Annotated in this window: 25 protein-coding genes and 2 pseudogenes; 19 read left to right on the top strand and 8 right to left on the bottom strand. The window is 50.0% G+C overall.

Annotated elements, in window-relative coordinates; translation table 11 throughout:
• The first annotated feature begins 36 nt into the window (after positions 1 to 36).
• From ACO9K6_RS12320 to ACO9K6_RS12300, 5 genes are all read left to right on the top strand, one after another.
• Positions 37 to 903 carry a carbohydrate ABC transporter permease gene (locus ACO9K6_RS12320; RefSeq protein WP_424767859.1) on the top strand — a complete coding sequence of 289 codons (867 nt, stop codon included), beginning with the start codon at positions 37 to 39 and terminating at the stop codon, positions 901 to 903.
• Positions 900 to 1,727 carry a carbohydrate ABC transporter permease gene (locus ACO9K6_RS12315; protein ID WP_424767858.1) on the top strand — a complete coding sequence of 276 codons (828 nt, stop codon included), beginning with the start codon at positions 900 to 902 and terminating at the stop codon, positions 1,725 to 1,727. Before ACO9K6_RS12320 ends, ACO9K6_RS12315 begins: the two co-directional genes overlap by 4 nt.
• A 42-nt stretch (positions 1,728 to 1,769) precedes the next feature.
• Positions 1,770 to 4,655, top strand: coding sequence for a family 78 glycoside hydrolase catalytic domain (locus ACO9K6_RS12310; RefSeq protein ID WP_424767857.1), 2,886 nt, complete (start codon positions 1,770 to 1,772; stop codon positions 4,653 to 4,655).
• Positions 4,656 to 4,958: 303 nt separating this feature from the next.
• Positions 4,959 to 5,447, top strand: a complete 489-nt coding sequence (locus tag ACO9K6_RS12305) for an SDR family oxidoreductase (RefSeq protein WP_424767921.1) — start codon at positions 4,959 to 4,961, stop codon at positions 5,445 to 5,447.
• On the top strand, positions 5,377 to 5,601 hold the full coding sequence (locus ACO9K6_RS12300; protein WP_424767856.1) for a hypothetical protein: 225 nt from the start codon (positions 5,377 to 5,379) through the stop codon (positions 5,599 to 5,601). The genes ACO9K6_RS12305 and ACO9K6_RS12300 overlap by 71 nt, the downstream gene beginning before the upstream one ends.
• A 197-nt stretch (positions 5,602 to 5,798) precedes the next feature.
• Here ACO9K6_RS12300 and ACO9K6_RS12295 read toward each other — a convergent pair whose 3' ends face one another.
• Entirely contained in the window at positions 5,799 to 6,017 is a 219-nt protein-coding gene (locus ACO9K6_RS12295) for a TetR/AcrR family transcriptional regulator (protein ID WP_424767855.1), read from the bottom strand.
• 219 nt (positions 6,018 to 6,236) lie between these two features.
• On the opposite strand from ACO9K6_RS12295, the gene ACO9K6_RS12290 reads away from it, so the two are divergent.
• The 3 genes from ACO9K6_RS12290 (at position 6,237) to ACO9K6_RS12280 (ending at position 9,479) form a co-directional block, all read left to right on the top strand.
• Complete coding sequence (locus ACO9K6_RS12290; protein ID WP_424767854.1) at positions 6,237 to 7,286, top strand: NAD(P)-dependent alcohol dehydrogenase; 1,050 nt, start codon at positions 6,237 to 6,239, stop codon at positions 7,284 to 7,286.
• A 109-nt stretch (positions 7,287 to 7,395) separates the two neighbouring features.
• Positions 7,396 to 8,103, top strand: coding sequence for an SDR family oxidoreductase (locus ACO9K6_RS12285; RefSeq protein WP_424767853.1), 708 nt, complete (start codon positions 7,396 to 7,398; stop codon positions 8,101 to 8,103).
• Between the two features lie 146 nt (positions 8,104 to 8,249).
• Positions 8,250 to 9,479, top strand: a complete 1,230-nt coding sequence (locus ACO9K6_RS12280; protein ID WP_424767852.1) for a multidrug effflux MFS transporter — start codon at positions 8,250 to 8,252, stop codon at positions 9,477 to 9,479.
• Here the strand turns inward: ACO9K6_RS12280 and tnpB are convergent.
• On the bottom strand, positions 9,396 to 9,989 hold the full coding sequence (gene tnpB / locus ACO9K6_RS12275; protein WP_424767920.1) for an IS66 family insertion sequence element accessory protein TnpB: 594 nt from the start codon (positions 9,987 to 9,989) through the stop codon (positions 9,396 to 9,398). The genes ACO9K6_RS12280 and tnpB overlap by 84 nt on opposite strands.
• Here tnpB and ACO9K6_RS12270 point away from each other — a divergent pair.
• The 4 genes and pseudogenes from ACO9K6_RS12270 to ACO9K6_RS12255 all read left to right on the top strand — a co-directional run.
• The gene (locus ACO9K6_RS12270) at positions 9,963 to 10,133 is read left to right on the top strand and encodes a hypothetical protein (RefSeq protein ID WP_424767926.1); all 171 of its coding nucleotides are present in this window, start codon (positions 9,963 to 9,965) and stop codon (positions 10,131 to 10,133) included. The two genes, tnpB and ACO9K6_RS12270, sit on opposite strands and share 27 nt — an antisense overlap.
• A 254-nt stretch (positions 10,134 to 10,387) precedes the next feature.
• Positions 10,388 to 10,693 (top strand): PadR family transcriptional regulator, encoded by a 306-nt coding sequence (locus ACO9K6_RS12265; RefSeq protein WP_424767919.1) that lies wholly within the window; start codon positions 10,388 to 10,390, stop codon positions 10,691 to 10,693.
• A 1-nt stretch (position 10,694) separates the two neighbouring features.
• Positions 10,695 to 11,063, top strand: a complete 369-nt coding sequence (locus ACO9K6_RS12260) for a DUF1048 domain-containing protein (RefSeq protein ID WP_424767851.1) — start codon at positions 10,695 to 10,697, stop codon at positions 11,061 to 11,063.
• Positions 11,064 to 11,068: 5 nt separating this feature from the next.
• Positions 11,069 to 11,327, top strand: a pseudogene (locus tag ACO9K6_RS12255) (DUF1048 domain-containing protein); the annotation flags it as partial.
• A 198-nt stretch (positions 11,328 to 11,525) separates the two neighbouring features.
• Here the strand turns inward: ACO9K6_RS12255 and ACO9K6_RS12250 are convergent.
• Positions 11,526 to 11,642, bottom strand: a pseudogene (locus tag ACO9K6_RS12250) (TetR-like C-terminal domain-containing protein); the annotation flags it as partial.
• Positions 11,643 to 11,862: 220 nt separating this feature from the next.
• Here ACO9K6_RS12250 and ACO9K6_RS12245 point away from each other — a divergent pair.
• From ACO9K6_RS12245 to ACO9K6_RS12220, 6 genes are all read left to right on the top strand, one after another.
• Positions 11,863 to 13,335 carry a PTS mannitol transporter subunit IICB gene (locus tag ACO9K6_RS12245; RefSeq protein WP_424767850.1) on the top strand — a complete coding sequence of 491 codons (1,473 nt, stop codon included), beginning with the start codon at positions 11,863 to 11,865 and terminating at the stop codon, positions 13,333 to 13,335.
• A gap of 85 nt (positions 13,336 to 13,420) precedes the next feature.
• Positions 13,421 to 15,499, top strand: coding sequence for a BglG family transcription antiterminator (locus ACO9K6_RS12240; protein WP_424767849.1), 2,079 nt, complete (start codon positions 13,421 to 13,423; stop codon positions 15,497 to 15,499).
• Positions 15,499 to 15,936, top strand: coding sequence for a PTS sugar transporter subunit IIA (locus ACO9K6_RS12235; protein WP_424767848.1), 438 nt, complete (start codon positions 15,499 to 15,501; stop codon positions 15,934 to 15,936). Before ACO9K6_RS12240 ends, ACO9K6_RS12235 begins: the two co-directional genes overlap by 1 nt.
• Positions 15,936 to 17,090: a mannitol-1-phosphate 5-dehydrogenase gene (locus ACO9K6_RS12230; RefSeq protein WP_424767847.1), complete on the top strand. Its 1,155-nt coding sequence runs from the start codon at positions 15,936 to 15,938 to the stop codon at positions 17,088 to 17,090. The genes ACO9K6_RS12235 and ACO9K6_RS12230 overlap by 1 nt, the downstream gene beginning before the upstream one ends.
• Positions 17,091 to 17,116: 26 nt before the next feature.
• On the top strand, positions 17,117 to 18,835 hold the full coding sequence (gene ptsP, locus ACO9K6_RS12225; protein ID WP_424767846.1) for a phosphoenolpyruvate--protein phosphotransferase: 1,719 nt from the start codon (positions 17,117 to 17,119) through the stop codon (positions 18,833 to 18,835).
• A complete protein-coding gene (locus ACO9K6_RS12220; protein WP_424767845.1) occupies positions 18,835 to 19,098 on the top strand; it encodes an HPr family phosphocarrier protein in 264 nt (87 codons plus the stop codon). Before ptsP ends, ACO9K6_RS12220 begins: the two co-directional genes overlap by 1 nt.
• Before the next feature lie 258 nt (positions 19,099 to 19,356).
• Here ACO9K6_RS12220 and ACO9K6_RS12215 read toward each other — a convergent pair whose 3' ends face one another.
• Positions 19,357 to 19,722, bottom strand: a complete 366-nt coding sequence (locus ACO9K6_RS12215) for a methyl-accepting chemotaxis protein (protein ID WP_424767844.1) — start codon at positions 19,720 to 19,722, stop codon at positions 19,357 to 19,359.
• A 39-nt stretch (positions 19,723 to 19,761) separates the two neighbouring features.
• On the opposite strand from ACO9K6_RS12215, the gene ACO9K6_RS12210 reads away from it, so the two are divergent.
• Positions 19,762 to 20,100: an extracellular solute-binding protein gene (locus ACO9K6_RS12210; protein ID WP_424767843.1), complete on the top strand. Its 339-nt coding sequence runs from the start codon at positions 19,762 to 19,764 to the stop codon at positions 20,098 to 20,100.
• A 485-nt stretch (positions 20,101 to 20,585) separates the two neighbouring features.
• Here the strand turns inward: ACO9K6_RS12210 and ACO9K6_RS12205 are convergent, their stop codons facing one another.
• The 4 genes from ACO9K6_RS12205 to ACO9K6_RS12190 form a co-directional block, all read right to left on the bottom strand.
• Positions 20,586 to 21,413 carry a carbohydrate ABC transporter permease gene (locus tag ACO9K6_RS12205; RefSeq protein WP_424767842.1) on the bottom strand — a complete coding sequence of 276 codons (828 nt, stop codon included), beginning with the start codon at positions 21,411 to 21,413 and terminating at the stop codon, positions 20,586 to 20,588.
• Positions 21,414 to 21,427: 14 nt separating this feature from the next.
• Positions 21,428 to 22,384 carry a carbohydrate ABC transporter permease gene (locus tag ACO9K6_RS12200; RefSeq protein WP_424767841.1) on the bottom strand — a complete coding sequence of 319 codons (957 nt, stop codon included), beginning with the start codon at positions 22,382 to 22,384 and terminating at the stop codon, positions 21,428 to 21,430.
• Between the two features lie 73 nt (positions 22,385 to 22,457).
• Positions 22,458 to 23,762, bottom strand: coding sequence for an ABC transporter substrate-binding protein (locus ACO9K6_RS12195; protein WP_424767840.1), 1,305 nt, complete (start codon positions 23,760 to 23,762; stop codon positions 22,458 to 22,460).
• 115 nt (positions 23,763 to 23,877) lie between these two features.
• The gene (locus tag ACO9K6_RS12190) at positions 23,878 to 25,062 is read right to left on the bottom strand and encodes a response regulator transcription factor (protein WP_424767839.1); all 1,185 of its coding nucleotides are present in this window, start codon (positions 25,060 to 25,062) and stop codon (positions 23,878 to 23,880) included.
• Positions 25,063 to 25,076: the final 14 nt, after the last annotated feature.

The following is a 25,076-nucleotide window of genomic DNA, read 5'->3' as shown; positions in this document are numbered from 1 at the left end:
GGGCCGATTCACTTCAAAGGCAAGGGAGAGATACTCGTGAACAAAATATTCAGGCGGACGTATTCGTATTATTTCTTGTTGCCGGCTGCTATTATATATTTTATTATCTTTATTTTACCGACGGTCATGTCCTTCTTCTTCAGCTTTACGAGATGGAACTTAACGGATTGGGAATTTATCGGGTTTGAGAATTTTGTCACTTTTTTTAACGAGCAGTCTCTCAGCATCGGGTTTAAGAACACTCTAATCTACGCAATCGTTACTTGCGGTCTTAAGGTCGTTCTCGGTTTGTTGCTTGGCGTCCTCTTAACATCCAAATTATCGATTAAGCATTATTTAAGATCGGTTATCTTCTTCCCTACTTTGGTCAGCACGATCGCGGTCGGTATCGTATTCAGCGTCATGATGCACCCCAGTCAAGGAGTCATCAATGCGGCGCTGGCCTTCTTCGGCATTCAAGGTCCCGATTGGCTAGGGGACACAAGCATCGCGTTGCTGTCCGTCGCGATGGTTGATGTATGGAAAGGCGTTGGTTTCGCGACGGTCATCTATATTGCGGGCATCCTCTCCATCCCGAGCGAGTACTATGAAGCGCTCCAGATTGACGGGGGTAGCTCGTGGCATAAGTTTTGGAATATTATTGTCCCTCTAAGCCGGCCGGCTACAAACTCCGTTATCATCCTTGCTTTTATAGGCGGTCTGCGTTCATTCGATCTTATATGGGCCATGACAAAAGGCGGCCCGGGCTTCACGACCGACTTGATCGCGTCCATTATCTATAAGCAATATCAAGGCGGATTTTACGGCCTGGCAACGGCAGGCAACGTGATCCTATTCCTTGTGGTAACCGCTCTTGTTTTTCCGCTCTATACCTACCTGAACCGTAAGGAGGTAGACCTGTGAAGAAGGCTCGCAAACTCGGCTTTGAAATTCTCGGCGTATTGTTTACGATCGTTGTATTCTGGGTTCCGTTCTACTTCATTATCGTTAATAGCGGCAAGAATGCCAGTGAAGCTTCGTTATTGAATCTCTCCTGGCCATCCGCGACTTACTATTGGGAGAACATGAAGGCCGTCATCGAAGCTCGGGACTACATGTTGATTCGGGCCTTCTTTAACAGTACGGTCTTGACGCTGGTTTCTATCGTCATCCTCATCGTGTTAGCGGCCATGGCCGCTTATGTGCTGCAGCGCCGTCAGGATCGGGCTACACCTTTCATGAACTTTCTTATCTTGGCGGGGCTTATCATCCCTCCGGCTATCGTGCCAACGATTTGGGTGATGGATGGAATCGGTCTTTTCAAAACGATGACGGGGCTCATTCTAATCGAGGTTGCCTTAAGCTTTCCGTTTGCGGTTCTTCTCTACAAAGGATTTATGGCCACGATTCCGCGCGAGGTGGATGAGGCGGCCGTTATTGACGGGAGTGGCGGTGCGAGATTGTTTTTCTCGATTATTTTGCCTTTATTGCAGCCTGTAACGGCCACCGTCGTCGTGGTTTCCGCGGTCAATATTTTTAATGATTTTACGAACCCGCTGTATTTCCTGCCGGGATCGAAGAACGTAACCGTGCAGCTCACGTTGTACAATTTCCAAAGCCAGTTCACGACGCAATATAATTTATTGTTCATGAATATTCTGTTGATTACGATTCCGCCGCTTATCTTGTTCTTAATCTTTAACAAACGTATTGTTGCCGGAATGACGGCAGGTTCGGTCAAAGGCTGACTATGGATGCAGCAATAAGCTCTAGGAGGAGATGTTCTGAAGATGTCTATTTTTCACATACAATCTTTAACCTGCGAATATCATACGCGCCTTATAGGCAGCGATATCGCCGCCCCTAGATTCAGTTGGATACTCGAGACCGGCGATCGCCGCGCGGTTACGCAGGTGGCCTATCGGATACAAGTAACGGCTCAATCTGACGATTATTCGGCTCCGCTCTGGGATTCCGGCCGGGTCGAGTCCAATCAATCGATTCACTGCGAATATAAAGGGCCTGCTCTCGAATCCCGTCAACGGTATCGATTCCGGGTAAAGGCTTGGGACCATGCGGGCAACGAAACTCCGTGGAGCGAGGATGGGGAGCTTGAGCCGGGGTTACGGCTTTCCGATTGGAAAGCCGAATGGATTACCCCCCGAGAAGTCGCGATTCCATCGGATACGGAAGCTGTCTTTCTGCTCCGCAAAGGGTATCAATTACGATCAGATATCGTGTCGGGTCGGGTATATGTAACGGCTGCCGGCATCTATGAGCTTTATTTGAACGGGAGGAAGGTTTCGAAAGACTTGTTCGCGCCGGGCTGGACCAGTTACCATCATCGCATGCAATACCAAACCTATGATGTCACTTCATCTCTTCGCGCGGGTGAAAACGGCATCGGCGTAATGCTCGCCGACGGTTGGTACCGTGGCGGCTTGGGATTCAGCGAGCGGAATTATTACTATGGGGATCAGCGTGCCGCGATGGTGCAGCTGCATGTCCGTTATTCAGATGGAACGGAAGACATTCTTACTTCGGATACATCCTGGAAAGCGTCTACGGGTCCTGTGTTGTATTCGAATATTTACCATGGAGAAGTTTACGACGCCCGTTTGGAGCGATCAGGATGGACGCATCCTCAGTTTGACGACTCGGCATGGGAAGCCGTACAAATAGCCGAATTAGGTTATGAGCGACTGGTCCCGCAGGAGAACTGGCCGAACATTGTCACAGAGGTTATTTCTCCCATAGCGACTTTTATTACGCCAGCCGGCGATCATGTCCTGGACTTTGGACAAAATATGGTCGGGAGAGTAAGATTTCGCGTCAACGCGCCTGCAGGTACCGTGATTACATTGCATCATTCCGAAGTGTTGGATCGCGACGGGAATATTTATTTTGGCAATCTGCGAACGGCTAAGCAAGCCGTAACCTATGTTACGCGTGGCGAAGAAATGGAAGAATACGCTCCACATTTTACGTTTATGGGTTTTCGTTATGTCAAGGTGACGGGCTACCCGCGCATGGATGACCGATTACCTATCCAGCATTTCTTCGGCGAAGTCATTCATTCCGACATGAACGAGACTGGCTACTTCGAGTGCTCGGATGAACGGTTGAACCAGCTTCAACGAAACATCAAGTGGGGACAGCGCGGCAACTTTTTGGATTTGCCGACGGATTGTCCGCAGCGTGATGAGCGGCTTGGCTGGACGGGCGATGCTCAGGTGTTCATCAGTACCGCATTATTTAATTACCAGGGTGCCCCATTCTTCAAGAAATGGTTACGAGACTTGAAAGCTGAGCAGCATGAGGATGGAGGTGTACCCTACGTCATCCCTGACATCGTCGGTGGTGCAAGTTCGGCGGCTTGGGGGGATGCGGCGGTCATTTGTCCATGGACTGTCTACCAGTATTATGGGGACTTGCGTTTACTTGAAGAACAGTTCGAGAGTATGAAAAACTGGGTGGAATACATCCGGGCGCAAGGCAAAAACGAGTATATGTGGAATACGGGATTTCACTTTGGCGATTGGCTGGCCTTAGACGCGAAAGAAAATAGCTATATCGGATCGACTCCAACCTCTCTTATCGCGACCGCTTTTTTTGCATACTCCACCCGCATTGTTCGAGATGCGGCTCAAGTACTAAGACGAGGCGAAGAGGCAGAACGGTATGAAGAGCTCTACCGCAACATTCGATCTTCATTTCAGGATGAATTTGTCACGAAGACAGGGAGAATCGCATCACCAACCCAAACCGCGCATGTATTGGCCCTAGTGTTTGACTTAGTGGATGAGCAGGTGAAGGAGCGGGTGGCAGCCGATTTAAACGCTATGATCGTGGAGAATGATTACCACCTCTCAACCGGCTTCGTCGGGACACCGTATCTTTGCTTTGCTTTGTCTGATCATGGTTACCATACAACGGCCGTGCGGCTCTTAATGCAGGAAAGTTATCCGGGCTGGCTATATTCGATATCCAAAGGCGCGACAACGATATGGGAGCATTGGGACAGCATAAAGCAGGATGGTTCCTTCTGGAGTGACGATATGAATTCCTTTAATCACTATTCCTATGGGGCGGTAGGAGACTGGATGTACAAGAAGGTGGCGGGTCTTGATTTCGCAGCTCCGGCATTCAAGAGGGTACGTATTGCTCCTCTATTTGGATCGACGAAGTTAACCTATGCTAAAGCAAGCTATCGTTCCATGTACGGAGAGATCGAATCCGGTTGGCAGGTTACCGGTGATCGCATGGTGTTGGAAGCGCGCATCCCCGCAAACACAACGGCCGAAATTGTTTTATTAGGTCCCAGTGTAACAGGCCTAGTCGAGAATGGTATTCCGCTGGATCAAGCAGAAGGTATCCTCTCGGTCGTCCAGCATGATGATCATGTAGTAGTCGTAGTAGGCTCCGGCGTGTATCGCTTTCAATATTCGACCAATGAACTATTCCGAGAGACCTATAATCTTAACACGAAATTAGTCGAAATCCTCATGGATGAGAAGGCGACGGCTGTCATTGAGGCGCATGCTCCCAATCTTCTTGAAGGGACGCTAACCCATTTGGCAAAGCCTCTATCTCTTGAGCAGATTAGCGAGAATACCATGATGAGAGTTTCAAGAGAGAAGCTGAATCACATCTTAGAAGAATTAGCCGCTCTCTAACAGACTAGTTTTACAGAATAATATGAGAATGGCTATGCACCCCTCTGGCGAGACAATGGTTAAAATCCGATGGAAAGTTGAGATATCAACGGAGCAGTTCAAAATGTCTATTATCTAAATGTTGGGGAATATAACATAACGCGAGTGGATCACAGAGCTGAAAAGTTTCCTTAACCTTTCGATGTAGTTTTTCTTAAACGGATAATTTCCTAATCATTTCTCTTAGAGCGGTTAGATAATTCATGAATATGGCTTTGTTGTTGATAAATCAACAGTTTCCGTTCAGGTAACGATTGATATCTAATCGTTACCGTTTATGGTGAGGCCACTACCAGGAAACTTGCGGAAGAAGGAGCGAAGTTAGTCATTGCGGCGCGGCGAGAAGATCGCTTAAAAGCCCTTGTTGAATCATTACCCGACGCGGACATTTCACATACCGTCGCAGATGTAACGAAGAAAGAGGATGTCCAATCTGTTGTCGATGTTGCGATCGAAAAATACGCTCGTGTAGATGTACTCTTCAATAACGCTGGAGGTATGCCAACTGCACCGCTCTCGGAGGCCCGCTTTGACGAATGGCGTGAACTGTTAGACATCAATATCATGGGGGTTTTACATGGAATAGCTGCAGTATTACCTATTATGAAGAAGCAACAATCCGGCCAGATAGTTACAACTGATTCCGTCGCCGGACATGTTGTTTTCCAGAGAGGTGCTGTTTATGTGGAACGAAATTTGCTATTCGTGCCTATCTCCAGGAACGGTAGATTCCGAACTACATACAACCATTAATGATCTTGAGAATGGTGAATGGGTGCAGAATCTTCAGCGCACGATCGGTCTAAGGTCGAGTGATGTAGCTGATGCAGTAGCGTATGCGATTAGCACGCCCGAAACGGTAGCCATAAGCGAAATCATCATTCGCCCAACGCAACAAATTGACTAGATTGCGACGGTATTGTCGGATTGATCGATCTCGCCTTTAAATCCTTCCATGAAATAGTAAAGAAGTCGGGTTCTGAAAGACGATGGTGCCCATTAGCATCTTTGCTTGCTAACATGGTTGAAAAGAATAAATAGTTTTCCTCAAAATACTCAAAATAAGGTACGAGAGCCTCGGTCCAATCCATTTGACATGCCTATTTAAATTTCCCCTAATTCACTTAAGTGTGATTCTACAAGTTTATCCACCAAATCGTACTTGTCTTGATAATGCAGATAAATGGTTCCGCGGTTGACATTTGCTCGATCCGCAATATCCTGAATGGTAATCTCATCAAAGTTTTTTTCAGTCATAAGGCCGATAACAGCCTTTCTCAAGGATTCTTGTGTTTTAAAAATTCTCCGATCCAATTCGGCCATTGTAATAGTCACCAAGCTTTTTGAGAAAATTAACATTTTTTATAATTTTGTTGATATATCAACATTTAGAGTTTTTTTAACCATTGATTGTATGTCCCTTGATTATATAATAATAAACACGGGTTGATTAGGCAAAGTATTTTGTTTATTGTTTTTATGTTGTGTTTAGTGTTGCTGCATGTCCCATAACACAATCTTATTGATGACAGGAGGATTCATATGATTCACGCTAATGCACGTGCTGTATTCAATTCAGAAGGTTCGTTCCAACTGACCATGATCGAGCGCAGGGAGCTTCAGCCACACGATGTCCTCATTGAGATCAAGTACGCGGGTATTTGCCACTCCGACATTCATACGGCTCGCGGCGAGTGGGGGCCTGTACAATATCCGCTTGTTCCGGGGCACGAGATTGCCGGTATTGTGAGCAAGGTTGGGCCGGAAGTCACCAAGTACACCGTGGGCGACAGGGTGGGAGTAGGCTGCATGGTGGACTCCTGCGGAAAATGTTCGAACTGCCACAATGGCGAGGAACAGTATTGCCTCAACGGGATGACGGGCACCTATGGAGCGATCGACAAGTACGGGCAATATACGCAAGGCGGCTATTCCACCCACATCGTTGTAACGGAAGATTTCGTGGTCCGGATCCCTGATGGCTTGGCGCTTGACGCCGCCGCTCCGCTCCTGTGTGCCGGCATCACCACGTATTCGCCGCTGCGTCATTGGGGAGCTGCGCCCGGCAAGAAGGTAGCTGTTGTCGGACTCGGCGGGCTTGGACACATGGCTGTGAAGCTCGCACATGCCATGGGGGCCGAGGTGACGGTTTTATCGCAATCCTTGAAGAAGAAAAAAGACGGATTGCGTCTTGGCGCAGACCATTATTATGCCACGAGCGATCCGGAGACGTTCAAGCAGCTGGCCGGTTCGTTCGACCTGATCGTCAATACCGTGAGTGCGAAGATCGATATGAGCTCATACCTCTCACTGCTGGCGTTGGACGGTACGCTGGTCAATGTCGGTGCGCCGGCGGAGCCGCTGTCCGTTAACGTATTTTCCCTTATCGGTCACCGCCGCTCGTTTGCCGGGTCGATGATCGGCGGTGTTCGCGAAACGCAGGAGATGCTCGACTTTTGCGCTGAGCACGACATTGCTCCTGAGATCGAGGTAATTTCCGCCAACCAGATAGATGAAGCATGGGAACGCGTACTGGCTTCGGATGTCCGTTATCGTTTTGTGATTGACATCAGCACGATGGAGAACGTATAACAACAAGTCGTTCTCGCGAAATAGAAGAGGCACGCCTACAGCGGTGTGCCTCTTTATGTAAAGGAAACTCTGCCTCAATTTATGCAAATAAGAATAGTGGAGGATGCGGATGTCAAATCATAGCAAAGTCGCGCTTGTGACCGGCGGGAATCGAGGAATCGGCTATGAGTTGGTCAAACAGTTGGCTCAGAACGGTTATCAGACCATTTTGACAAGTCAGAATCCGGAAACGGGTCATGATGCCGCGCAAAAACTGAAGGAGTCGGCATTGGATGTTTCCTTCGTGCAGATGGATGTAAGTAGTCATGAAAGCATTCGTCAAGCAGTAATAGCGGTAAATACACACTATGGAAAATTAGACGTATTGATCAATAATGCCGGCGTGTATTTGGATGACCATGAAACGCTATTGTCCATGGAACCTTACATTATAGAGCACACGATGGCTGTGAATTTCTTCGGCGTTTACCATGTCCTCCGCTCCTTTATTCCCCTCATGCAACAAAATGGTTATGGGAGAATTATTAATATTTCGTCAGAATACGGGACCATAAGCGAATTGTCCTTTCAAGGCGCAGGTGCTTATAAGTTGTCTAAACTAGCCTTGAACGGATTGACACGATTGATAGCTGCAGAAATCAAAGGCGATATTAAAATCAATGCGGTGGATCCGGGATGGGTAAGTTCAGATATGGGCGGACCGTCTGCCCCAAGAACGCCTAGGGCAGCTGCGGAGTCCATCCTTTGGTTGGCAGCAATCGGGCCGGAAGGTCCTAACGGAGAATTCTTTAGAGACGGCAAACGAATCGAATGGTAAATGGAGGTTTTCAAAACATGGCCTGATCGGATGAATTGGTGCTGGTCGCGGCATGGGCGTAGAGCTCGCAAAGTCCGCATACGCTGCGGCAGGAAGACGATCCGCTCAAACTTGCAAGGCATTAATCTCACAGGAGTTTTAAATTAATGGATAATAAGTTAAAAAATCATTCCCTCCGATTCGCCCTGTTGCTAGCCGCATTTTCTGCGTTGGGGCCATTTACGGTTGACATGTACCTTTCGTCGCTTCCGAAAATTATGGATTTTTTTGGAACAACCGCTTCTATGATTCAAGCGAGTTTAACCGCCAGCCTGTTAGGATTAGGCTTAGGCCAAATGATAATGGGGCCTTTAAGCGATATTTATGGAAGACGTTTACCTTTGTTAATCTCCATGATATTGTACATACTTTCCTCGGTTGGTTGTGCTTTTGCTCCAAGCATAGAATGGTTCATTGTTTTAAGATTTATTCAAGGGGTTGCCGCGTCCGCAGGACTCGTGATTTCGCGCGCTATTGTTCGCGATCGGTTTAGCGGGGTTGAGATGACGAAGTTTATATCAATGCTTACGATGATAAGCAGTTTGGCTCCATTAATTTCCCCTACTGCCGGAAGTATGGTCGTTTCCTACAGCTCGTGGGTAGGCGTGTTTATTTTTTTAGGGCTGCTAGGTATATTTTTAATGGGGATGTCATTCTGGGGGATAAAGGAAAGCTTGCCAGTGCAGCAACGGGTTCCAAGCAACTTAAGTACGTTAATGAGAAACTATAATAGCTTGTTTCGAGATCGGTCGTTTATGGGGTATGCCCTCGTCAATGGCATTTTGTTTGCTGGAATTTTTGCCTATGTTGCGGGTACTCCATTTATCTATCAGAACATTTATGGCGTGTCACCGCAAATGTTTTCCATACTCTTTGCGTTGAATGGACTTGCCATCATTTTGGGATCTCAATGCGTCAAGCTTCTTGCAGGTCGAATAACTGAACATCGAATATTTTTGATAGGATTAACAGTTGCCTTTATTTCTACCGCTATGATCTTGTTTGTAGTATTGTTTCATGGACCATTATCCGCCATGTTTATTTCGATCTTCTTATTTGCTGCATCCATTGGGATCATTGGTCCCATTTCTTTCACATTAGCAATGGAGTCGCATGGGCACATTGCAGGGAGTGCTTCGGCAGTACTCGGCACTCTTCAATTTGCGCTAGGTGCCGTTACGTCCCCGCTCGTTGGAATCGCGGGTGAGAATTCCGCCATGCCTTTTGGAATCATTATTTTTGCAACCAGTCTGTTATCCATCGTTTCCTATATCGTACTCGTTCAAAGGGTTAGAACAATAACCGGCGACAAAAACAGCTTGGAACTTGGACAATGAATAACGAATAATATCCGTGATTCGCGCTCTATAGCATACAGCTGATTGCAAAATGCCAGCCCTTGACCTGCCACGCTTCCTAGTTGTCCCGTTTCCACGGGCAGCTTTGACAAATCTTCTTCGCGTTTGCCCGTCGCGTTCATACGTGACTTTCTCCATCGGCGCTGCTTGTAGCGGCGCCCGCACCTCGGCTTCGTTGAACAAGTTTAACTCCATCTGATCCGGATGCGTCTTCTCGCTCGAAGCGCCCGTTGGCCAACGAAAGGTCCCCCGTTCGAGTCGGCGATAGAACAACCAAAATCCATTGAAATTCCAATACAAAATCTTGAGCTTGTCGCGCTGGCGATTACAGAATACGAACAGGCCTGGCGAGAAGGGTCGAGACCAAATCCTTGTGGCACGAGAGCAGCGAGGCCATCGATCGAACGATTGAAACAGATCGAGAAGATATAAAGCAAATATTTTCTCCGTGAGGCTTTCTATGTGTCTATCTATTCGCGGCAGGGTCACTTTAAATTGTTCGTTAGCTTGTTCCAGAAGATTACGACGGAACAAGGGTTCAAGGACGCCATAGTCGGCATGGAACCGACCGGCCACTATTGGTTGAACCTAGCGCCTTACCTCATCTTCTCCGAGGCATCTATGCCGAACTAAGGGAAGCGATGAAAATTCGCGATCATCTTTCGACTGATCTGCGAGTGGCGCAAGGCTGGGTTCATAATTGGTTGAATCGGTACTTTCCAGAGTTCCTCACGGTGTTTAAGATAGTTGAAAATGTAAAATCCGTGTCAGAGCGAACGCTGTTGACTAACCATCTACTACGTGTTACTTTATAGTGGTAGTAAGTAACACATCATACCAGTCATACAGAATAGCAAGGGGTGATTGTGCTGGAAAACTTAACGGAAATGCTTAAAGGCGTGCTTGAGGGCTGTGTCCTTGAAATTATAAGCCGCAAAGAAACCTATGGCTACGAAATTACGCGGCGGCTGAACGCCCTCGGTTTCACAGATGTTGTGGAGGGAACGGTGTACACCATCCTGATCCGTCTTGAAAAAAACAAGTTGGTGGAGATCACCAAGAAGCCCTCCGACTTGGGACCGCCGCGAAAGTTTTTCGCGATCAACGACGCGGGCCGCGAGGAGCTGCGAAGGTTCTGGGAAAAATGGGAATTTGTCGCGTCGAAAATCAACCAATTAAAGGAGGGGCAGTAACATGCTTGATTCTATTATAAAATTGGTAATAGGCGACTTGGAAGATAAACGGGCCTATAAACGATTAATGAAGAGGGTTGACGCCCTGCCGAAAGATTATAGGTTTGCATTTCGCAAAATTCAACATTATATGTTTAGTGTTGGCCCCCCTGGCGGTGACATGACGATATTTACGGACTTGACGATGTTTACGGACTTAGTGGATTTATTTGAAGCAAGCGCGGCAGAGGGCAGACAGGTTCTTGATGTCATAGGCAGTGACGTCGGCAAGTTTTGTGATGAGTTTATGCGCGCGTCGGTTGCCCATACTGAAACACTGCGAGAAAAACTAAACAAAGAGGTTATGGAAAAATTTAACAAGAAGGAGTGATAACGATGCTGGAACTTATCAAAAAAATGATCGGGGACAAAAAAGAGTATAGGGAGCAAATGGCAAGGGCAGAAGCGCTGCCTGAAGACTATCGGTTCGTATTTGAAAAAATCCAGGGATACCTGTGGAGTTTCGCGGGAGGAGACGGCTCTGACATGTTGAAAACTCAGCACGAATTGATAGAGTTGTTTGAAGCCAGCGCAGCGGAAGGCAAGCACGTTCTCGACGTGACGGGCGGAGATGTTGTCGGGTTTTGCGACGAGTTTTTGCGCGACACGAAAAAGTGGACCGATAACTTTCGCAAAAAAATAAACCGCGACATGATGAACAAATTCGGAAGGGGGAACGATTCTAAATGAAAGATATCGCAATTCAAGTAAAGGAACTGCTGATTGCGATGGCCAGTCTATGCAGCGACAAAAGTGTCCTGGCCACTAGGCGGGACACTCTCGCTTTTCAAGACTATAAACTTCTTCCCGACAGAGTCCCGGCTTGTTTCGCCATTGTCTCAGGGGGATAGGGCATCCCGTTCCGGATCCACCATTCGATTACCCCTACATAAGCCCAGCAGTCGTATTCGAAAGGAAGGCGCCCGGCGAGGCCATTAGCTGTGTTTGGAGTAAAAATCCAAAACCATTCATAAACTTCTTAAATTCTGTCAACATTATGTATGACAAAACGTGGTTTTCCTTTTGTTGTTTGAACGACTGGTTTATTTTAAAATGTATAGTGCATTGAGGACTAGCTAGCTTTTAAAAGTTTGAAAAGAAGTGGAATTTATAACAACAGGAGGACCATTATGCAGCAGGCGCAAAAGAGCTCTTCGACCGGAGGAATTCGGGTAGGCGTTCAAAAATTTGGACGTTTCCTCAGTGGCATGGTTATGCCAAACATAGGTACTTTTATCGCGTGGGGGATCATCACGGCACTTTTCATCCCTACGGGATGGCTGCCGAACGAATACTTAGCTAAACTCGTAGGACCAATTATAACTTATTTGCTTCCGCTGCTGATTGGTTACACGGGCGGAACGATGGTGCATAAGCAGCGTGGCGGTGTAATCGGCGCGCTGATGACAATGGGAATTATCATCGGTACAGACATACCGATGTTCTTGGGCGCTATGATTTGCGGCCCGCTGGCAGCATGGGTACTGAAGCAATTCGATAAAGCGATCGAAGGGAAAATCAAGTCTGGCTTCGAAATGCTGGTTAACAACTTCTCGCTAGGTATTATCGGAGCGATTCTTACTTTGATTTCTTATACCGGCGTTGGTCCTGTTGTTGAACAGCTGACCAAGCTGCTATCTTCCGGCGTGCAGTTCATGGTTAATAATAATCTGATTCCGCTTGCGAACGTTATTATTGAGCCGGCAAAAATTCTGTTTCTTAACAATGCCATCAATCATGGCGTGCTTAGCCCAATTGCGTTAGAAGAAGCGGCACGAACAGGGCAGTCTATTCTCTTCATGCTGGAGTCCAATCCGGGTCCTGGTATTGGTATTCTGCTTGCTTACATTATTGCTGGCAGGGGTGCAGCCAAACAATCGGCTCCCGGCGCGGCGGTCATTCATTTCTTCGGAGGCATTCACGAAATTTACTTCCCGTATATTTTGATGAATCCACGCTTGATTTTGGCTGCGATCGCGGGAGGTGTAGTCGGCACATTCACGTTCACGTTGTTCGGAGCGGGACTTGTTGCCCCGCCTTCGCCAGGCAGTATATTTGCTTACGCTGCAATGGCGCCAAAGGGAGGGCTTCTTCAGGCGCTCAGCGGCGTTGTAACTGCAGCGATTGTTTCGTTTGTCATCGCAGCCCTGTTGCTGAAAACAACGAAGGCCAGCGATGAAGAGAGCGATGATCTGGAACAAGCAACGGCAAAATTAAAAGATATGAAAGCAGCAGGCACGCCTGCGGCTGCAGCAGCTGCGGTTGTGGAAGCCGGCCACCAAGCTGCTGAACATACGGAAACCAAAAACGATGTCCTCAAAGACAAAGAGGACGTGCACAAAATCGTCTTTTCCTGCGACGCGGGTATGGGTTCAAGCGCTATGGGCGCATCGATCTTACGTAAGAAAATGAAAACTGCTGGATCGGACATCACCGTGATTAACACGGCCATTAGTGAAATTCCGAGCGATGCTGATATTGTGATCACACACAAAACATTGACCGACCGAGCAAGGCTTCAGGCGCCGAAGGCGGAGCATATCTCCATTGAAAACTTCCTAAAAAGCCCTGAGTATGACAAGCTCGTAGATCGCCTTACTTAATTTGACCCTTTCAATCGAGGCTGCTAACGCCGTTGTTTATATTCCGGCGTTAGGGCCATTCTATCGTTATAAGAAGGTTTTCTGAATGAATATATCCAGTCGGACCCGCCAGATTGTTGAATTGCTGCTTCGGAGCGACCGGGATCTGACAGCGGCGCAGCTCGCGGCAGAGATTCAGGTAAGTTCAAGAACGATACATCGAGAATTAGCAGCGGTAGAGGATATACTGCATAAGCATGGGATTAAACTGCTTAAAAAATCAGGCTCAGGCATACGTTTACAGGCTGATGAGGCGGGGCTACAAAGGCTGAGCCGACTGCTGTCCACTGCGGAAGACATCGAGTTTTCTCCAGTAGAGAGGCAAATATACCTGTTATGTCTTCTTCTTGAAAGCGACGAGCCCGTCAAGTTATATGCGTTAGGAAATGAATTAAAGGTAACGATCCCGACCGTAAGCAGCGATCTGGATGAGCTTGCCGGATGGGTAGAGAAATTTGGAGTCGCCTTGATTCGTAAAAGAGGGTACGGCGTGGAGCTTTCCGGTCGGGAAGAGAAGCAGAGAGAAACGCTCCGCCAGTTAATCAGGATGAGGCTCGATGACACGGAGCTGATTGCAAGCCGGGACGGGCAGCCGCTTCATCCGCTCGATCGGCAGCTGTTTGCGCTTGCGGGTAAAGCTGAGATGAAGGATGTAGAGACGATCTTGTGGAACTGGGATGAGCACTGGGCCGGCCAGTTGAGCGAGAACGCCTATACGGAACTATTAATTAGGATTTCTATTGCGCTGAAGCGGATTGAAGCGGGAAAAAAAGTAACGTCTATGCCGGCTGCTCAGAAATGGAGCGGCAAGGCGCTGCATACGGAATCCGATGTGATTCGTCTTACGAAACAGTTATCCGAGAGAACGGGACAAGCTTTTACTCCGGAGGAGACAGCCTATATATCCGGGCTATTGCGTATTGCCCAGGCGGACGGTCTGTCGCTGCTGCCGGGGGACGACCTGGCGCTGACAGCGAGAGTCCGTTCGCTTATCGAGCATGTTCAAAAGGCGATGGGAGCGGATTACAGCGCTGATCCTTCTCTTCGAGAAGGCTTATTTTATCACATGAGGGATGCCTTGCAGCGGTTGAATGATGGGCTCAGCATTCGCAATCCGCTTCTGGACCAGATCAAGAAGGATTATGTTGAGCTATTCAGCATCGTGCGTGAAGCGGTAAATCATATCCTTTCGGATGTGGCTGTGCCGGATGAGGAAATCGGATTTCTCGTCATGCATTTTGGGGCGTCGCAGGAGCGGCTTAAACAGCTGCGGCGGGATGTGCGTGCCATTCTAGTCTGCTCCAGCGGGATCGGATCCTCCAAGTTGTTGCAAATAAGGCTGCAGAAGGAGCTGCCGCAGATTCAAATCGTCGGGCGCGTTTCCTGGTACGAAGCATCAAGAATAAGGGAAGACAAGTATGATCTCATTATTTCCACCGTAGACCTGCCCCTTGATCCGTCGCAATATAGCAAGGTCAGTCCGCTCCTGACACAGGAGGAAGCGGACGGGCTGCGGTCTTATATCCAAACGGTGCTCGGTCGAAACCGCAAAGATGTCTTTATAACGGAAGAAGGAAGGGCTGCAGAGGTGCCTGCTTTTGCACAGCTGCTAAGCTTAAAGACATCGCTTGATGAGATGGTGAGCCTCATAGAGCGCTTTGAGGTCGTACAGCTCCATGAGCCAAACGGGGAGCTGCGACTAATACTGGAAGAGGCCTGCCGGTATGAAGAAACAAGGGGCGTTCTGACGGATGCAGCTTTAGTCGTGCAGCGGCTGGTGCAGCGTGAACAAAGCGGAAGCCAGTTGATTCCGGGCACCGCTGTCGCCCTGTTTCATACACGAAGTCAGGAAGTTAAACGAGCATCATTGTCGTTGTACCGTCTGGGAACCCCTCTGACGGTCGATACGGCGCCGCCTGCGCGGTTAAGCCAGTTTTTATTGATGCTCGCGCCGCAAACCTTATCAAGGGAGGCCTTGGAGGTTCTTAGCGAAATAAGCGCCATGCTGCTGAATAATGAAATGATCGAACTGCTTGAAGCTGGCGGGGAGACGGAGATCCGAAATTATTTAACGGTCCATTTGCGAATATTTTTCAATAAAAAAACGGAAGCGAGTGAATTGTAATGAGTATACTTTCTACAGATAAAGTGAAATTGAATGCGGCTGTGAAGGATAAAAACGAGGCTATTCGTATGGCAGGGCAGCTGTTGGTGAATGCCGGACATGTTGAACCGAGCTATGTTGAAAGCATGATCGAACGTGAAAGCTCTCTTTCTACGTATATGGGCGAAGGCCTTGCCATTCCTCACGGAACCAGTGAATCAAAAGGCTCCATCAAATCGACGGGACTGTCCATTGTACAGCTTCCGGAAGGCGTGGACTTTGGGGATGGAAACATCGCACATCTCGTCATCGGAATTGCGGCTGTCGGTGATGATCATTTGGATATCCTCACCAATGTTGCGATGATTTGTTCGGATGAAGACAGTATGGAGCTGATTCTGAAAGCATCGAGTCCGGAGGAAATAATCCAAATCTTCGAAAGCGGGATGGAAGCCTAATGAAAGCCTTACATTTCGGAGCAGGCAACATCGGACGCGGCTTTATCGGACTGCTGCTTTCGCAATCCGGGTATGAGGTCATTTTTTCTGATGTGAATAAGTCACTTATCGCTGAGCTGCAGCAACGTGGAGAATATACGGTGACACTGGCGAGTGACGCCGACGAACAGCTGCTTGTTACAGACGTAACCGCCATTGACGGAACGAATATGGACGCGGTTGCTTCGGCTGTAGCGGAAGCCGACTTGGTCACTACGGCTGTCGGTGTCAATATCCTGAAGCATATTGCAGCAGGCATTGCCAGAGGGATTGAAAAACGGATTGCGAACGGAGCCGGACAACTGCATATTATCGCCTGCGAGAATGCGATAGGCGGCAGTACTCAATTAAAAGAGCATGTTTACGGTCATTTGGATGAGGCGGCTAAGGCGAAAGCGTCAGAAGTTATCGCATTTCCTGACGCTGCTGTAGACCGTATCGTTCCTATTCAGCATCATGAAGATCCGCTTGCGGTTACGGTTGAGCCGTTCTATGAGTGGGTCGTGGATGCTTCAGCCATGTTCGAAGGGTACAGACCGGTGGAAGGCGTCCATTACGTTGAAAACCTTCTGCCTTATATCGAACGCAAGCTGTTCACGGTAAACACGGGCCACTGTGCGGCAGCATACCTTGGAAGCTTGAAAGGCTATGAAACGATCCAACAGGCCATGGCAGATGACAGCATCGTTAACGAAGTGAAGGCGACGCTGAAGGAAACAGGCGCAGTCCTGGTAATCCGGTATGGCTTTGACAAAACGGAGCATGACAAATACATTGAGAAAATTATAGGGCGCTTTCGTAATGATCATCTGACGGACGAAGTGACGCGTGTGGGTCGCTCACCCATCCGCAAGCTGTCGCCGAATGACCGGCTTGTGAAGCCTGCCCTGCAGGCGCACGAACTAGAGATTGAACCCAAACAGTTGGCGAAAGTGATGGCTGCGGCGCTCGTCTTTGCTAACTCCGATGATCCGGAATCGGTCGAGCTTGGGCAGTCGATCAGGGACAAAGGTGTCGGGCAAACGGTAACGGACATCACGTCCATTCCCGAGGGGCATCCGGTATACAATCTGATTCTGGAAAGCTACGCGAGGATTGCTGACCAGCGCATATAAAACACGTCTAGAGAGGAGAACATGATATGACGACTAACTTTAGCGGTGTCGCGGCATCACCCGGAATAGCCATAGCCAAGGCGTTCCGGTTTACCAATACCGTGCATATCCCGCAAAAGCAGACGATTGTGGATGCTGACGCGGAAGCCGGCCGGTTCCGGCAGGCGGTCGAGAAATCGAAAGGCGAGATTGATGAGATCCGCCAGTTAACGGAGAAAAGATTAGGCGCACAAAAAGCGGAAATTTTTGAAGCGCACCTATTTCTCTTGGAGGACCCCGATCTTGTTGATGCGGTACTCGATAAAATTGCCGATGAAAAAATAAATGCCGAATATGCCCTGTACGAAGTGACTGCAGCAGTCGTTGAAATGCTTATGGAGCTGGACAATGAGTTGGTTCGCGAGCGTTCCGCCGATGTGAAGGACGTATCCGGACGGCTGATGAGCCATCTGATCGGCAAACCGTATGCGACGTTGTCCGGCATTTCCGAGGAAACTGTCATCCTGGCAGAGGACTTGACGCCATCGGATACCGCACAGCTCGATCTGAATTATATTCGCGGCTTTGTAACCGAAATCGGAAGCCGTACCTCGCACTCCGCCATTATGGCGCGCTCGCTGGAAATACCGGCCGTTGTAGGCGCAGGCACGGTGGCCGCTTCTGTAGCGGATGGGGCCTTGATTATCTTGGACGCGACGGAAGGTCAAGTGATCGTTGACCCTTCGGAGGAAGTGCTGGCACAATACCGCGACAAAAAGATACGTTATGACGAGCGCAGAGTGCAGCTGAAGCGTTTGGCGCAGCAGCCCTCGGTAACTGCGGATGGAGAGCATCTCGAGCTTGCGGCTAATATCGGCAGCATCGAAGACTTGGCGAAGGTATTGGAGAACGGCGCCGACGGTGTCGGTTTGTTCCGTACAGAATTTCTATATATGGGACGCAGCTCGTTCCCGACCGAAGAAGAGCAATTCCAAACCTATAAGCATGTGCTCGAAAAATTAAACGGCAAACGTGTCGTGATTCGTACGCTGGATATCGGAGGAGACAAAGAGCTTCCTTATCTGGAGCTGCCGAAGGAAAGCAACCCGTTTCTTGGACTTCGTGCCCTGCGGCTATGTCTAAAGCGGGAGGATTTGTTCCGGACCCAACTGAGAGCTCTGCTTCGGGCGAGTACGTTTGGCAAGCTGAATATCATGTTCCCGATGATCGCGGTGCTGAGTGAGCTTCGTGAAGCGAAGCGAATTCTGGAGGAAGAACGCGCGAAGCTGAAGCAGGAAGGAATCGCGGTGTCCGATTCGATCGAGGTAGGCATCATGATCGAGATTCCGGCAGCAGCGCTTAATGCCGATCATTTGGCGAAGGAAGTCGATTTCTTCAGCATAGGCACGAACGATCTAATCCAGTACACGATGGCAGCGGATCGTATGAATGAATCTGTGGCGTACTTGTATCAGCCTTATCATCCCTCCATCTTGAGGCTCGTGAACATGGTCATCAAGGCTGCTGAGAGAGCAGGCATATGGACCGGTATGTGCGGCGAGATGGCTGGCGATCAAACGGCGATTCCGCTGCTTCTCGGAATGGGTCTGAACGAGTTCAGTATGAGTGCCGGCTCTGTGCTGCCTGCGCGCGAGCTGGTTGGCCGTTTGTCCAAGCAAGAATGGGCGGGTCTGGCGGAACAAGCTCTAGCCATGGGAACGCAGGAAGAAGTTAAACAATTTGTAGAACAAAGGAGTCTAGTATAATGCTATCGCAAACTTATACCGTCATTCATCCTTCCGGGTTTCATGCCCGTCCGACCAAGCTTTTCGTCCATGCGGCGACACAATTTCCTTGCAAAGTAAGCCTGATTAAAGGAACGAAAAAAATCAATGGCAAAAGCTCGCTTGGCTTGCTGGCCCTTGGCCTGGCAAAAGGCGACGAGGTTACGCTGGAAGTGAACGGCGAGCGCGAGGAAGAAGCGCTTCAAGAGCTCGGCGCCATGCTGACTAAAATTTACGAAGAGTAGACGAATGTCCCTGAACAAATGAAAGGGGTGTCCCAGAAGGTCTGAGCTGACCTAAGGGACACCTTTTTTTTATTTAAAAAACAAAAAAACCATTATTAGGTAAAATGAAACGAAATAGCAGCTTGATGCTAGCCGTTAGGTCATGCTTTTTCAAAATATCAATATCCCCGTAAAACTCTCATGCCTTAAATAAGTTCTACCAAGGTTTTGGCCTGTTGGTCCAATTGATAGGCAGCCTCGCCGATTTCCGAGAAGTCGTTAAGCGCTTGTACCGATTTTCTTCACTTGAAGGGTTATTTTATCGACATTATCTTGAACATCCTGCGTTGCCTCTTGGACCTGATTGGACAGCTTGCGAACCTCGTTTGCCACGACATTGAAGCCGCGTCCGAATTCACCGGCGTGCGCGGCTTCAATGGCGGCATTGAGCGCAAGCAAATTGGTCTGTGACGCAATATTTCGAATGGTGTCAACGATTCCGTTGATGGCGTTGGCCTGCTGCTGCAGAGCCTGCACCAGCAGCTTGTTTTCATCCGATTCGGTTACGATTTTTTGGATGGACTCAACCAGATCGTGGCTGCGATTGGTTCCCTCAACCGCCCGATTGCGGAGGTTTTCCGCCATATTATTAGGATCGTCGGTTACTTTTACAGCGGCATTCTGTTGGCGTATCAGCCTTGGGTGGAGCGACTAGTCAGTGCTGATTCCTTCAAGGCGCCGGACGGCAATATTTATGGATTCGTCATGCAGCAGCCGCTCGATGCGCAAGGGATCGTATACAACAAAGAAATTTTCGATGAGCTGGGGCTCAATGTGCCGACAAGCTACGACGAATTCTTACAGGTGTGCGAAGCGATTCAAGCGGCGGGCATCGCGGAGATGCTGTTGCAGAGCCATTCCGGAGAGATTCATTTGCTGCCGGCGCTTCCGAAGATGTGGAAGGAAGGGCATATTACAGGATTGCGTGATACGCGGGAATGTTCCTTACCGCATCGAGTGTGACGGAGAAGCTGTCCATCCAGAGCCGGTTAAAGAAAACGTACAGAAATTCCGCGCAAAAGGCTCTGTATGCTACCGCATTGTCGCAACGCCTGCAAACGATAAGAAGAGATGTACGTGACAGGCGGGAATGGAAAGAGTGGCATAATACCGCCACATAAGCTAAATTACCCTTGAGTTATTTCGCTCAAGGGTATTTATTTCTCATTGGCCAGCACAATTTTTCAATATTGTCGCCAGGACCAATTTCTTGTAGCTCATATGGTTACATCATTTTGATTTCTCCGCTGGGCGTTTTATTCTTTGGACCCCGATACCGATCAGAAAAATTACATTGCATTATAAACGGCATCAAACGGACAAGACCGGCTCCCTGCCGCTAGCAAGCGGGGAACCGGTCTAGGTTTGCCGGACCAAGATCATCTTCCGGAGTCCTCGTAAAAGGAACAGAAGCAGCTTTGAAGCCATCGTTACTTTTTGGAATCAGGTTACGCTTTTACGGCGCCGGCCGTAATGCCGGAGATGAAATAGCGGCTGAACACGCCGACGACGATGAGCAGCGGAATCGTCGCCAGGAAAGTGCCTGACATAATCATGGCGATGTCCCGAAAATAAACTTTGTTCAGATTGCGCAGCGCGATTTGGATCGTATGCACTGACGAATCCTTCAGTACGATGGACGGCCACAGGAAGTCGTTCCAGGTGCCCATGAACATAATGATACCGAGCGTTGCGAGCGCCGGAGCCATAATCGGAAGCGCGATTGTCGCGTACGTGCGGAAGGTGCCGCAGCCGTCGATACGGGCGGACTCGATGAGCTCGTAATGAACGGAAGAGTCCATATACTGTTTCATCCAGAAAATGCCGTATGCGCCGACGATGCCCGGCAGGATGACCGCAGTGAGCGTGTTTATGAGGCTTAGATTCTGCATGATGATATACAGTGGGATGATGCCGAGCTGCTGCGGGATCATCAGCGTCGTAACGATAAAGACGAACAGGACATGTCGTCCCTTGAAGTGGAGCCGGGACAAGGCGAACGCCGCCAGCGACGAGAAGAACAGCTGCGCAGCGGTAATGGCAACGGAAACGATAACCGTATTCCCCAAAGCGCGAAAAAACTCGATGTTGTTGAACACATTGGTAATGTTCTCCATATATAGGCTGCCGGGTACGATGACCGGCGGAAACCGGTTCGCGTCCGCTGTCGTATTCGAACCGATCACGAACATCCAGTAGAAAGGGAAGATCGAGATCAGCACGGTTACCAGAAGAAAAGCATAGGCGGACAGTCGCCCGATTCGTTGTACGACCATTACCGGATCCCCCCTTACGTCGTGGAATTGATCTTGCGCGACAAATAAAGATTGAAAAGCGAAAACAGCATGATGATTACGAACAGCATCCAGGCGATCGCGGAGGCGTAGCCGAACGAGTTTTTGGCGAAGGCCGTATCGTACAGATACAGCACCATCGTCAGCACCTGATTGGCCTGGCCGCCGGTGTTTCCGGCGAAAATCAGCGGTTCGACGAACAGCTGCATGCCGCCGATGGTAGAAAGAATAATGGTGAAAATGATGGCCGGCCGGATCATCGGAATCGTAATATATAGGAATTGCTTGAATTTCGAGGCGCCGTCGATTGTCGAGGCTTCGTAGAGCTCCTGTGGGATGCTCTGCAGTGCCGCCAGATAGATCAGCGCGTTGTAGCCGGTCCACCGCCAGATCACCATGACGGACACGGCGATCTGCGCGTGCCAGTAGGATGCTTGCCAGTTGGTTTTTTCGAAGCCCAGCACTTCGCTCGTAAAGTAGTTCATAAGCCCGTAATTTGCACCGAAGATGCTGATGAAGACAACGGCTACGGCGACAAGGGACGTGACGTTCGGGACGATGACGCCGACCTGGAAAAAGCGTTTGCCCTTCAGGTTTGCGTTCAACAGCGTGGCGATGAACAGCGCCAGGAAGAGCTGCGGGATAGTGCCCATAAGCCACATGCTGAACGTGTTGCCGACCGACTTCCAGAACAGCGGGTCGTCCGTAAACAGCCAGACGTAGTTTTGAAGGCCGATAAACGTCTTGGAGCCCATCAGCTTCCAGGAAAAGAGCGAAATATACATCGACCAGAGGACCGGAAACAAGGTGAACAAGGCAAAGACAATCAGAAACGGAGATACATACAGGTAGCCCGACAGATGGTCCCTGAATTTTTGGGATCTCCATTTGCTTTGAGCCGTTGCCGGGCCCGAGCCGGCGGCTGACCGGTTTTGTTCAATGTGTGATTCCATAGAATGCCTCCTGGGTGAAAGGGTGATACGCCGATGCGGAGCTGTCCACCATCGGCGTATGGACGGTAACGGCTTATCGTCTCAGGTCGCGTTTGATCTGATCCATTGCTTTTTGCCACTCCGCTTCCGGATCGCCGCCGTTTCGCTCGACTTCCGTGAGCGCGTTCGTGATCGGCGTATTGACGATCGTGTAATCCGGACCGTAGTAGACAGGCACAACCTTCTGCGCGGCTTCTGCGTAAATTTTCCCGACCGGAGCGCTGCTGAAAAATTCGTCGGTATAGTCCTGGATTGCCGGATCTTCGTAGATGCTCGGCGTGGACGGGAAGTTGTTGTTGCTCTTGAACAGGGCGAGCTGCTGTTCCGGCGCGAGCAGCCATTTGATCAACGCGAACGCTTCCGCGGGATGCTTGCTCTCCTGCGGGACGGTCAGGAACGAGCCGCCCCAGTTGCCGGAGCCTTCCGGCATCGGCGCTACGTTCCATTTGCCTTTGGAATCGGGAGCGTTCCCCTTCATAAAGCCCATCATCCAGGCCGGAGCCATTTGGACGGCGAAGTCGCCGTTGTTCATGCCGGCGCCCCATTCGGGAGACCATTGGGCGATTTTGCCGGAGAGACCTTCCATGGACAGCGCCGCGGCGTAATCATACGCTTTCTTGATGCCGGGGTTCGTCTCGACGATCAGGTTGCCGTCACTGTCGAAATAGTGAGTGGTCAGCTGGCCTTTAATGACCTCGTAAGTGGAGAGTGAGGTGTCGACCATCGGCTTGCCGGTTGCGGACTTCATTTTCTTGGCGGCTTCCATGAAGTCGTCCCAGGTCGAAATTTCCTGCGCCACTTGCGCCGGATCGGTCGGAAGCCCGGCTTGCTCGAACAGGTCCGTCCGGTACATCATCGCCATTGGGCCGACGTCAGTCGGAATACCGAAGATGAAGTTCTGATCCTGGTTGGAAGCCTGAACTTTCTTCCACTCCAGGTAATCGCCCATAATGTCATTCGCGCCAAAATCGGCAAGGTTATGGAATTTGCTCTCGTCGGACTTGAACCGGTCCATATAGCCGATTTCCACGAGCGCGATGTCGGGCGCTCCGCCTGCTTCCAGCGCCGTTACGAGGCCATTGTGGTGATCGGCGTATTCCTGTTGCTGGATTTTAACCTTTATATTAGGGTGATCTTTCTGGTATTGCTCGACAAAAGGCTCAAGTCCCGTTCCGGTAAACATCCACATCGTAAGCTCGACCGTTTCTCCGCTTTTGTCGTCAACGGCATTTCCGCCGCCGTTACCGGATGAATTGGAACCGGTGTTTCCGGACGAGCAGGCGGCCATCGTGAATGCAAGTATTGCGGCCATTGCCAGAAATGTCAATTTTCTCATCATGTAACGTTCCCCCTCGATTATGGTTCGGCGTCATGTAAAAAACCGCCCTGCCTTAAGTGTAAGGCAGGGCGGTTTCGAATCCCACGGGGCAAATCTTATATTTCTTGGCGAGTTCTCAGGTGTTTTCCCTGTACTCGAAGGGGGTCATGCCGACGGTCGCTTTAAAGAGTTTGGTGAAGCTGGCCTGGTCAGAATAGCCGACCTTCTCGCAAATTTCATAAATCTTCAGGTGAGTGTCCTTGAGCAGCGCTTTGGCCCGGTCCATCCGGATGCGCGTCAGATGCTGCGTAAACGTCATGCCGGTCTCGCTTTTGAACAGGGTGCTTAAATAGTTGGGGTTGACGAACAGCCGCTCGGCGATCGAGCTAAGCGAAATGCTGTCCGCATGCTCTGTCTCCATCCACTCGAGCGCCGTCCGCACAAGCCGGTTCATGCAGTCGCCGGAAGCGCTGCCTTCGACCGCGCCCGCGGCATCCACCCAACGGTCGAGTCCGAGCTTTCGCAAGCAATCCATATAGACCAGGCTGATCTCGGAGAGCGGGCAGGCCCCGGCGCACCATTCGATCCGCGCGTCGAAGTGGTACAGCCTCCGCAGCGTATCGCGCGTCTGTTCGGCGCACCTCCTGTAGTCGTCCGCGCCGGCTTCCTTCGGGGCGAACAGGATGGCGGCAATCAGGCGGTCGTGGGCGATGACGACAGGATAGCCGAGCTCCCAAAGCATATCTTCGAGTACGTTCTTCATCGCGAAGCGCATCGATTGCTTCCGGAGTGTGCCGGCGTCGGCGGTCAACGCAAAAACGACGGTGCTGCGATGGGGTGGGAACAAGGCCAGATCGACATACGGCACGGGAAGCTCGTACAATAGATCCTGCACCCGCTGCTGAAGCACGCTGGCGGCGCGTTGCCGCTCGATCCGTTTCTCGTCGCGCGCTTGACGGAGCTCCTCTTCGACGCGAAGGATGAGTTCGGTCAAGCTTTCGCGGGAGGCGGGCTTCAGCAAATATTCGTGAACCCCGCAATGAAGCGCGGACAGGGCATACTCGAATTCGGCATAGCCGGAGAGGAGAACCGTGCGGATGTGCGGATAAAGCCGATGCACACGCTCGGCAAGCTGCAGGCCGTCAATGGCCGGCATGCGGATATCGGTAATGATCAGGTCGATCGGCAGCACGTCTAACAGCTCGAGCGCGTCTTCTCCGTCGCCTGCTTCATAGGCGTGGTACCGCTCGCCGAGCATAAAGATCATCCGGGCGATGGAGGCGCGAACCATCGGTTCGTCGTCAACGACAAGAATGTGCATCCATGCAACCTCCT

Source organism: Paenibacillus praedii (genome assembly GCF_049725345.1).
Taxonomy (GTDB): Bacteria; Bacillota; Bacilli; order Paenibacillales; family Paenibacillaceae; genus Pristimantibacillus.
Note: the sequence above shows the minus strand (reverse complement) of the source record. Positions and strands in the feature narration are given on the sequence as shown.

Coding starts and splice junctions, on each gene's coding strand:
- ACO9K6_RS12290 (WP_424767854.1), top strand. CDS start 6,237: ATGATTCACGCTAATGCACGTGCTGTATTCAATTCAGAAGGTTCGTTC.
- ACO9K6_RS12220 (WP_424767845.1), top strand. CDS start 18,835: ATGCTATCGCAAACTTATACCGTCATTCATCCTTCCGGGTTTCATGCC.
- ACO9K6_RS12240 (WP_424767849.1), top strand. CDS start 13,421: ATGAATATATCCAGTCGGACCCGCCAGATTGTTGAATTGCTGCTTCGG.
- ACO9K6_RS12285 (WP_424767853.1), top strand. CDS start 7,396: ATGTCAAATCATAGCAAAGTCGCGCTTGTGACCGGCGGGAATCGAGGA.
- ACO9K6_RS12260 (WP_424767851.1), top strand. CDS start 10,695: ATGCTTGATTCTATTATAAAATTGGTAATAGGCGACTTGGAAGATAAA.
- ACO9K6_RS12230 (WP_424767847.1), top strand. CDS start 15,936: ATGAAAGCCTTACATTTCGGAGCAGGCAACATCGGACGCGGCTTTATC.
- ACO9K6_RS12295 (WP_424767855.1), bottom strand. CDS start 6,017: ATGGCCGAATTGGATCGGAGAATTTTTAAAACACAAGAATCCTTGAGA.
- ACO9K6_RS12195 (WP_424767840.1), bottom strand. CDS start 23,762: ATGATGAGAAAATTGACATTTCTGGCAATGGCCGCAATACTTGCATTC.
- ACO9K6_RS12310 (WP_424767857.1), top strand. CDS start 1,770: ATGTCTATTTTTCACATACAATCTTTAACCTGCGAATATCATACGCGC.
- ACO9K6_RS12200 (WP_424767841.1), bottom strand. CDS start 22,384: ATGGAATCACACATTGAACAAAACCGGTCAGCCGCCGGCTCGGGCCCG.
- ACO9K6_RS12190 (WP_424767839.1), bottom strand. CDS start 25,062: ATGCACATTCTTGTCGTTGACGACGAACCGATGGTTCGCGCCTCCATC.
- ACO9K6_RS12300 (WP_424767856.1), top strand. CDS start 5,377: ATGTGGAACGAAATTTGCTATTCGTGCCTATCTCCAGGAACGGTAGAT.
- ACO9K6_RS12280 (WP_424767852.1), top strand. CDS start 8,250: ATGGATAATAAGTTAAAAAATCATTCCCTCCGATTCGCCCTGTTGCTA.
- ACO9K6_RS12265 (WP_424767919.1), top strand. CDS start 10,388: ATGCTTAAAGGCGTGCTTGAGGGCTGTGTCCTTGAAATTATAAGCCGC.
- ACO9K6_RS12235 (WP_424767848.1), top strand. CDS start 15,499: ATGAGTATACTTTCTACAGATAAAGTGAAATTGAATGCGGCTGTGAAG.
- ACO9K6_RS12245 (WP_424767850.1), top strand. CDS start 11,863: ATGCAGCAGGCGCAAAAGAGCTCTTCGACCGGAGGAATTCGGGTAGGC.
- ACO9K6_RS12215 (WP_424767844.1), bottom strand. CDS start 19,722: ATGGCGGAAAACCTCCGCAATCGGGCGGTTGAGGGAACCAATCGCAGC.
- ptsP (WP_424767846.1), top strand. CDS start 17,117: ATGACGACTAACTTTAGCGGTGTCGCGGCATCACCCGGAATAGCCATA.
- ACO9K6_RS12205 (WP_424767842.1), bottom strand. CDS start 21,413: ATGGTCGTACAACGAATCGGGCGACTGTCCGCCTATGCTTTTCTTCTG.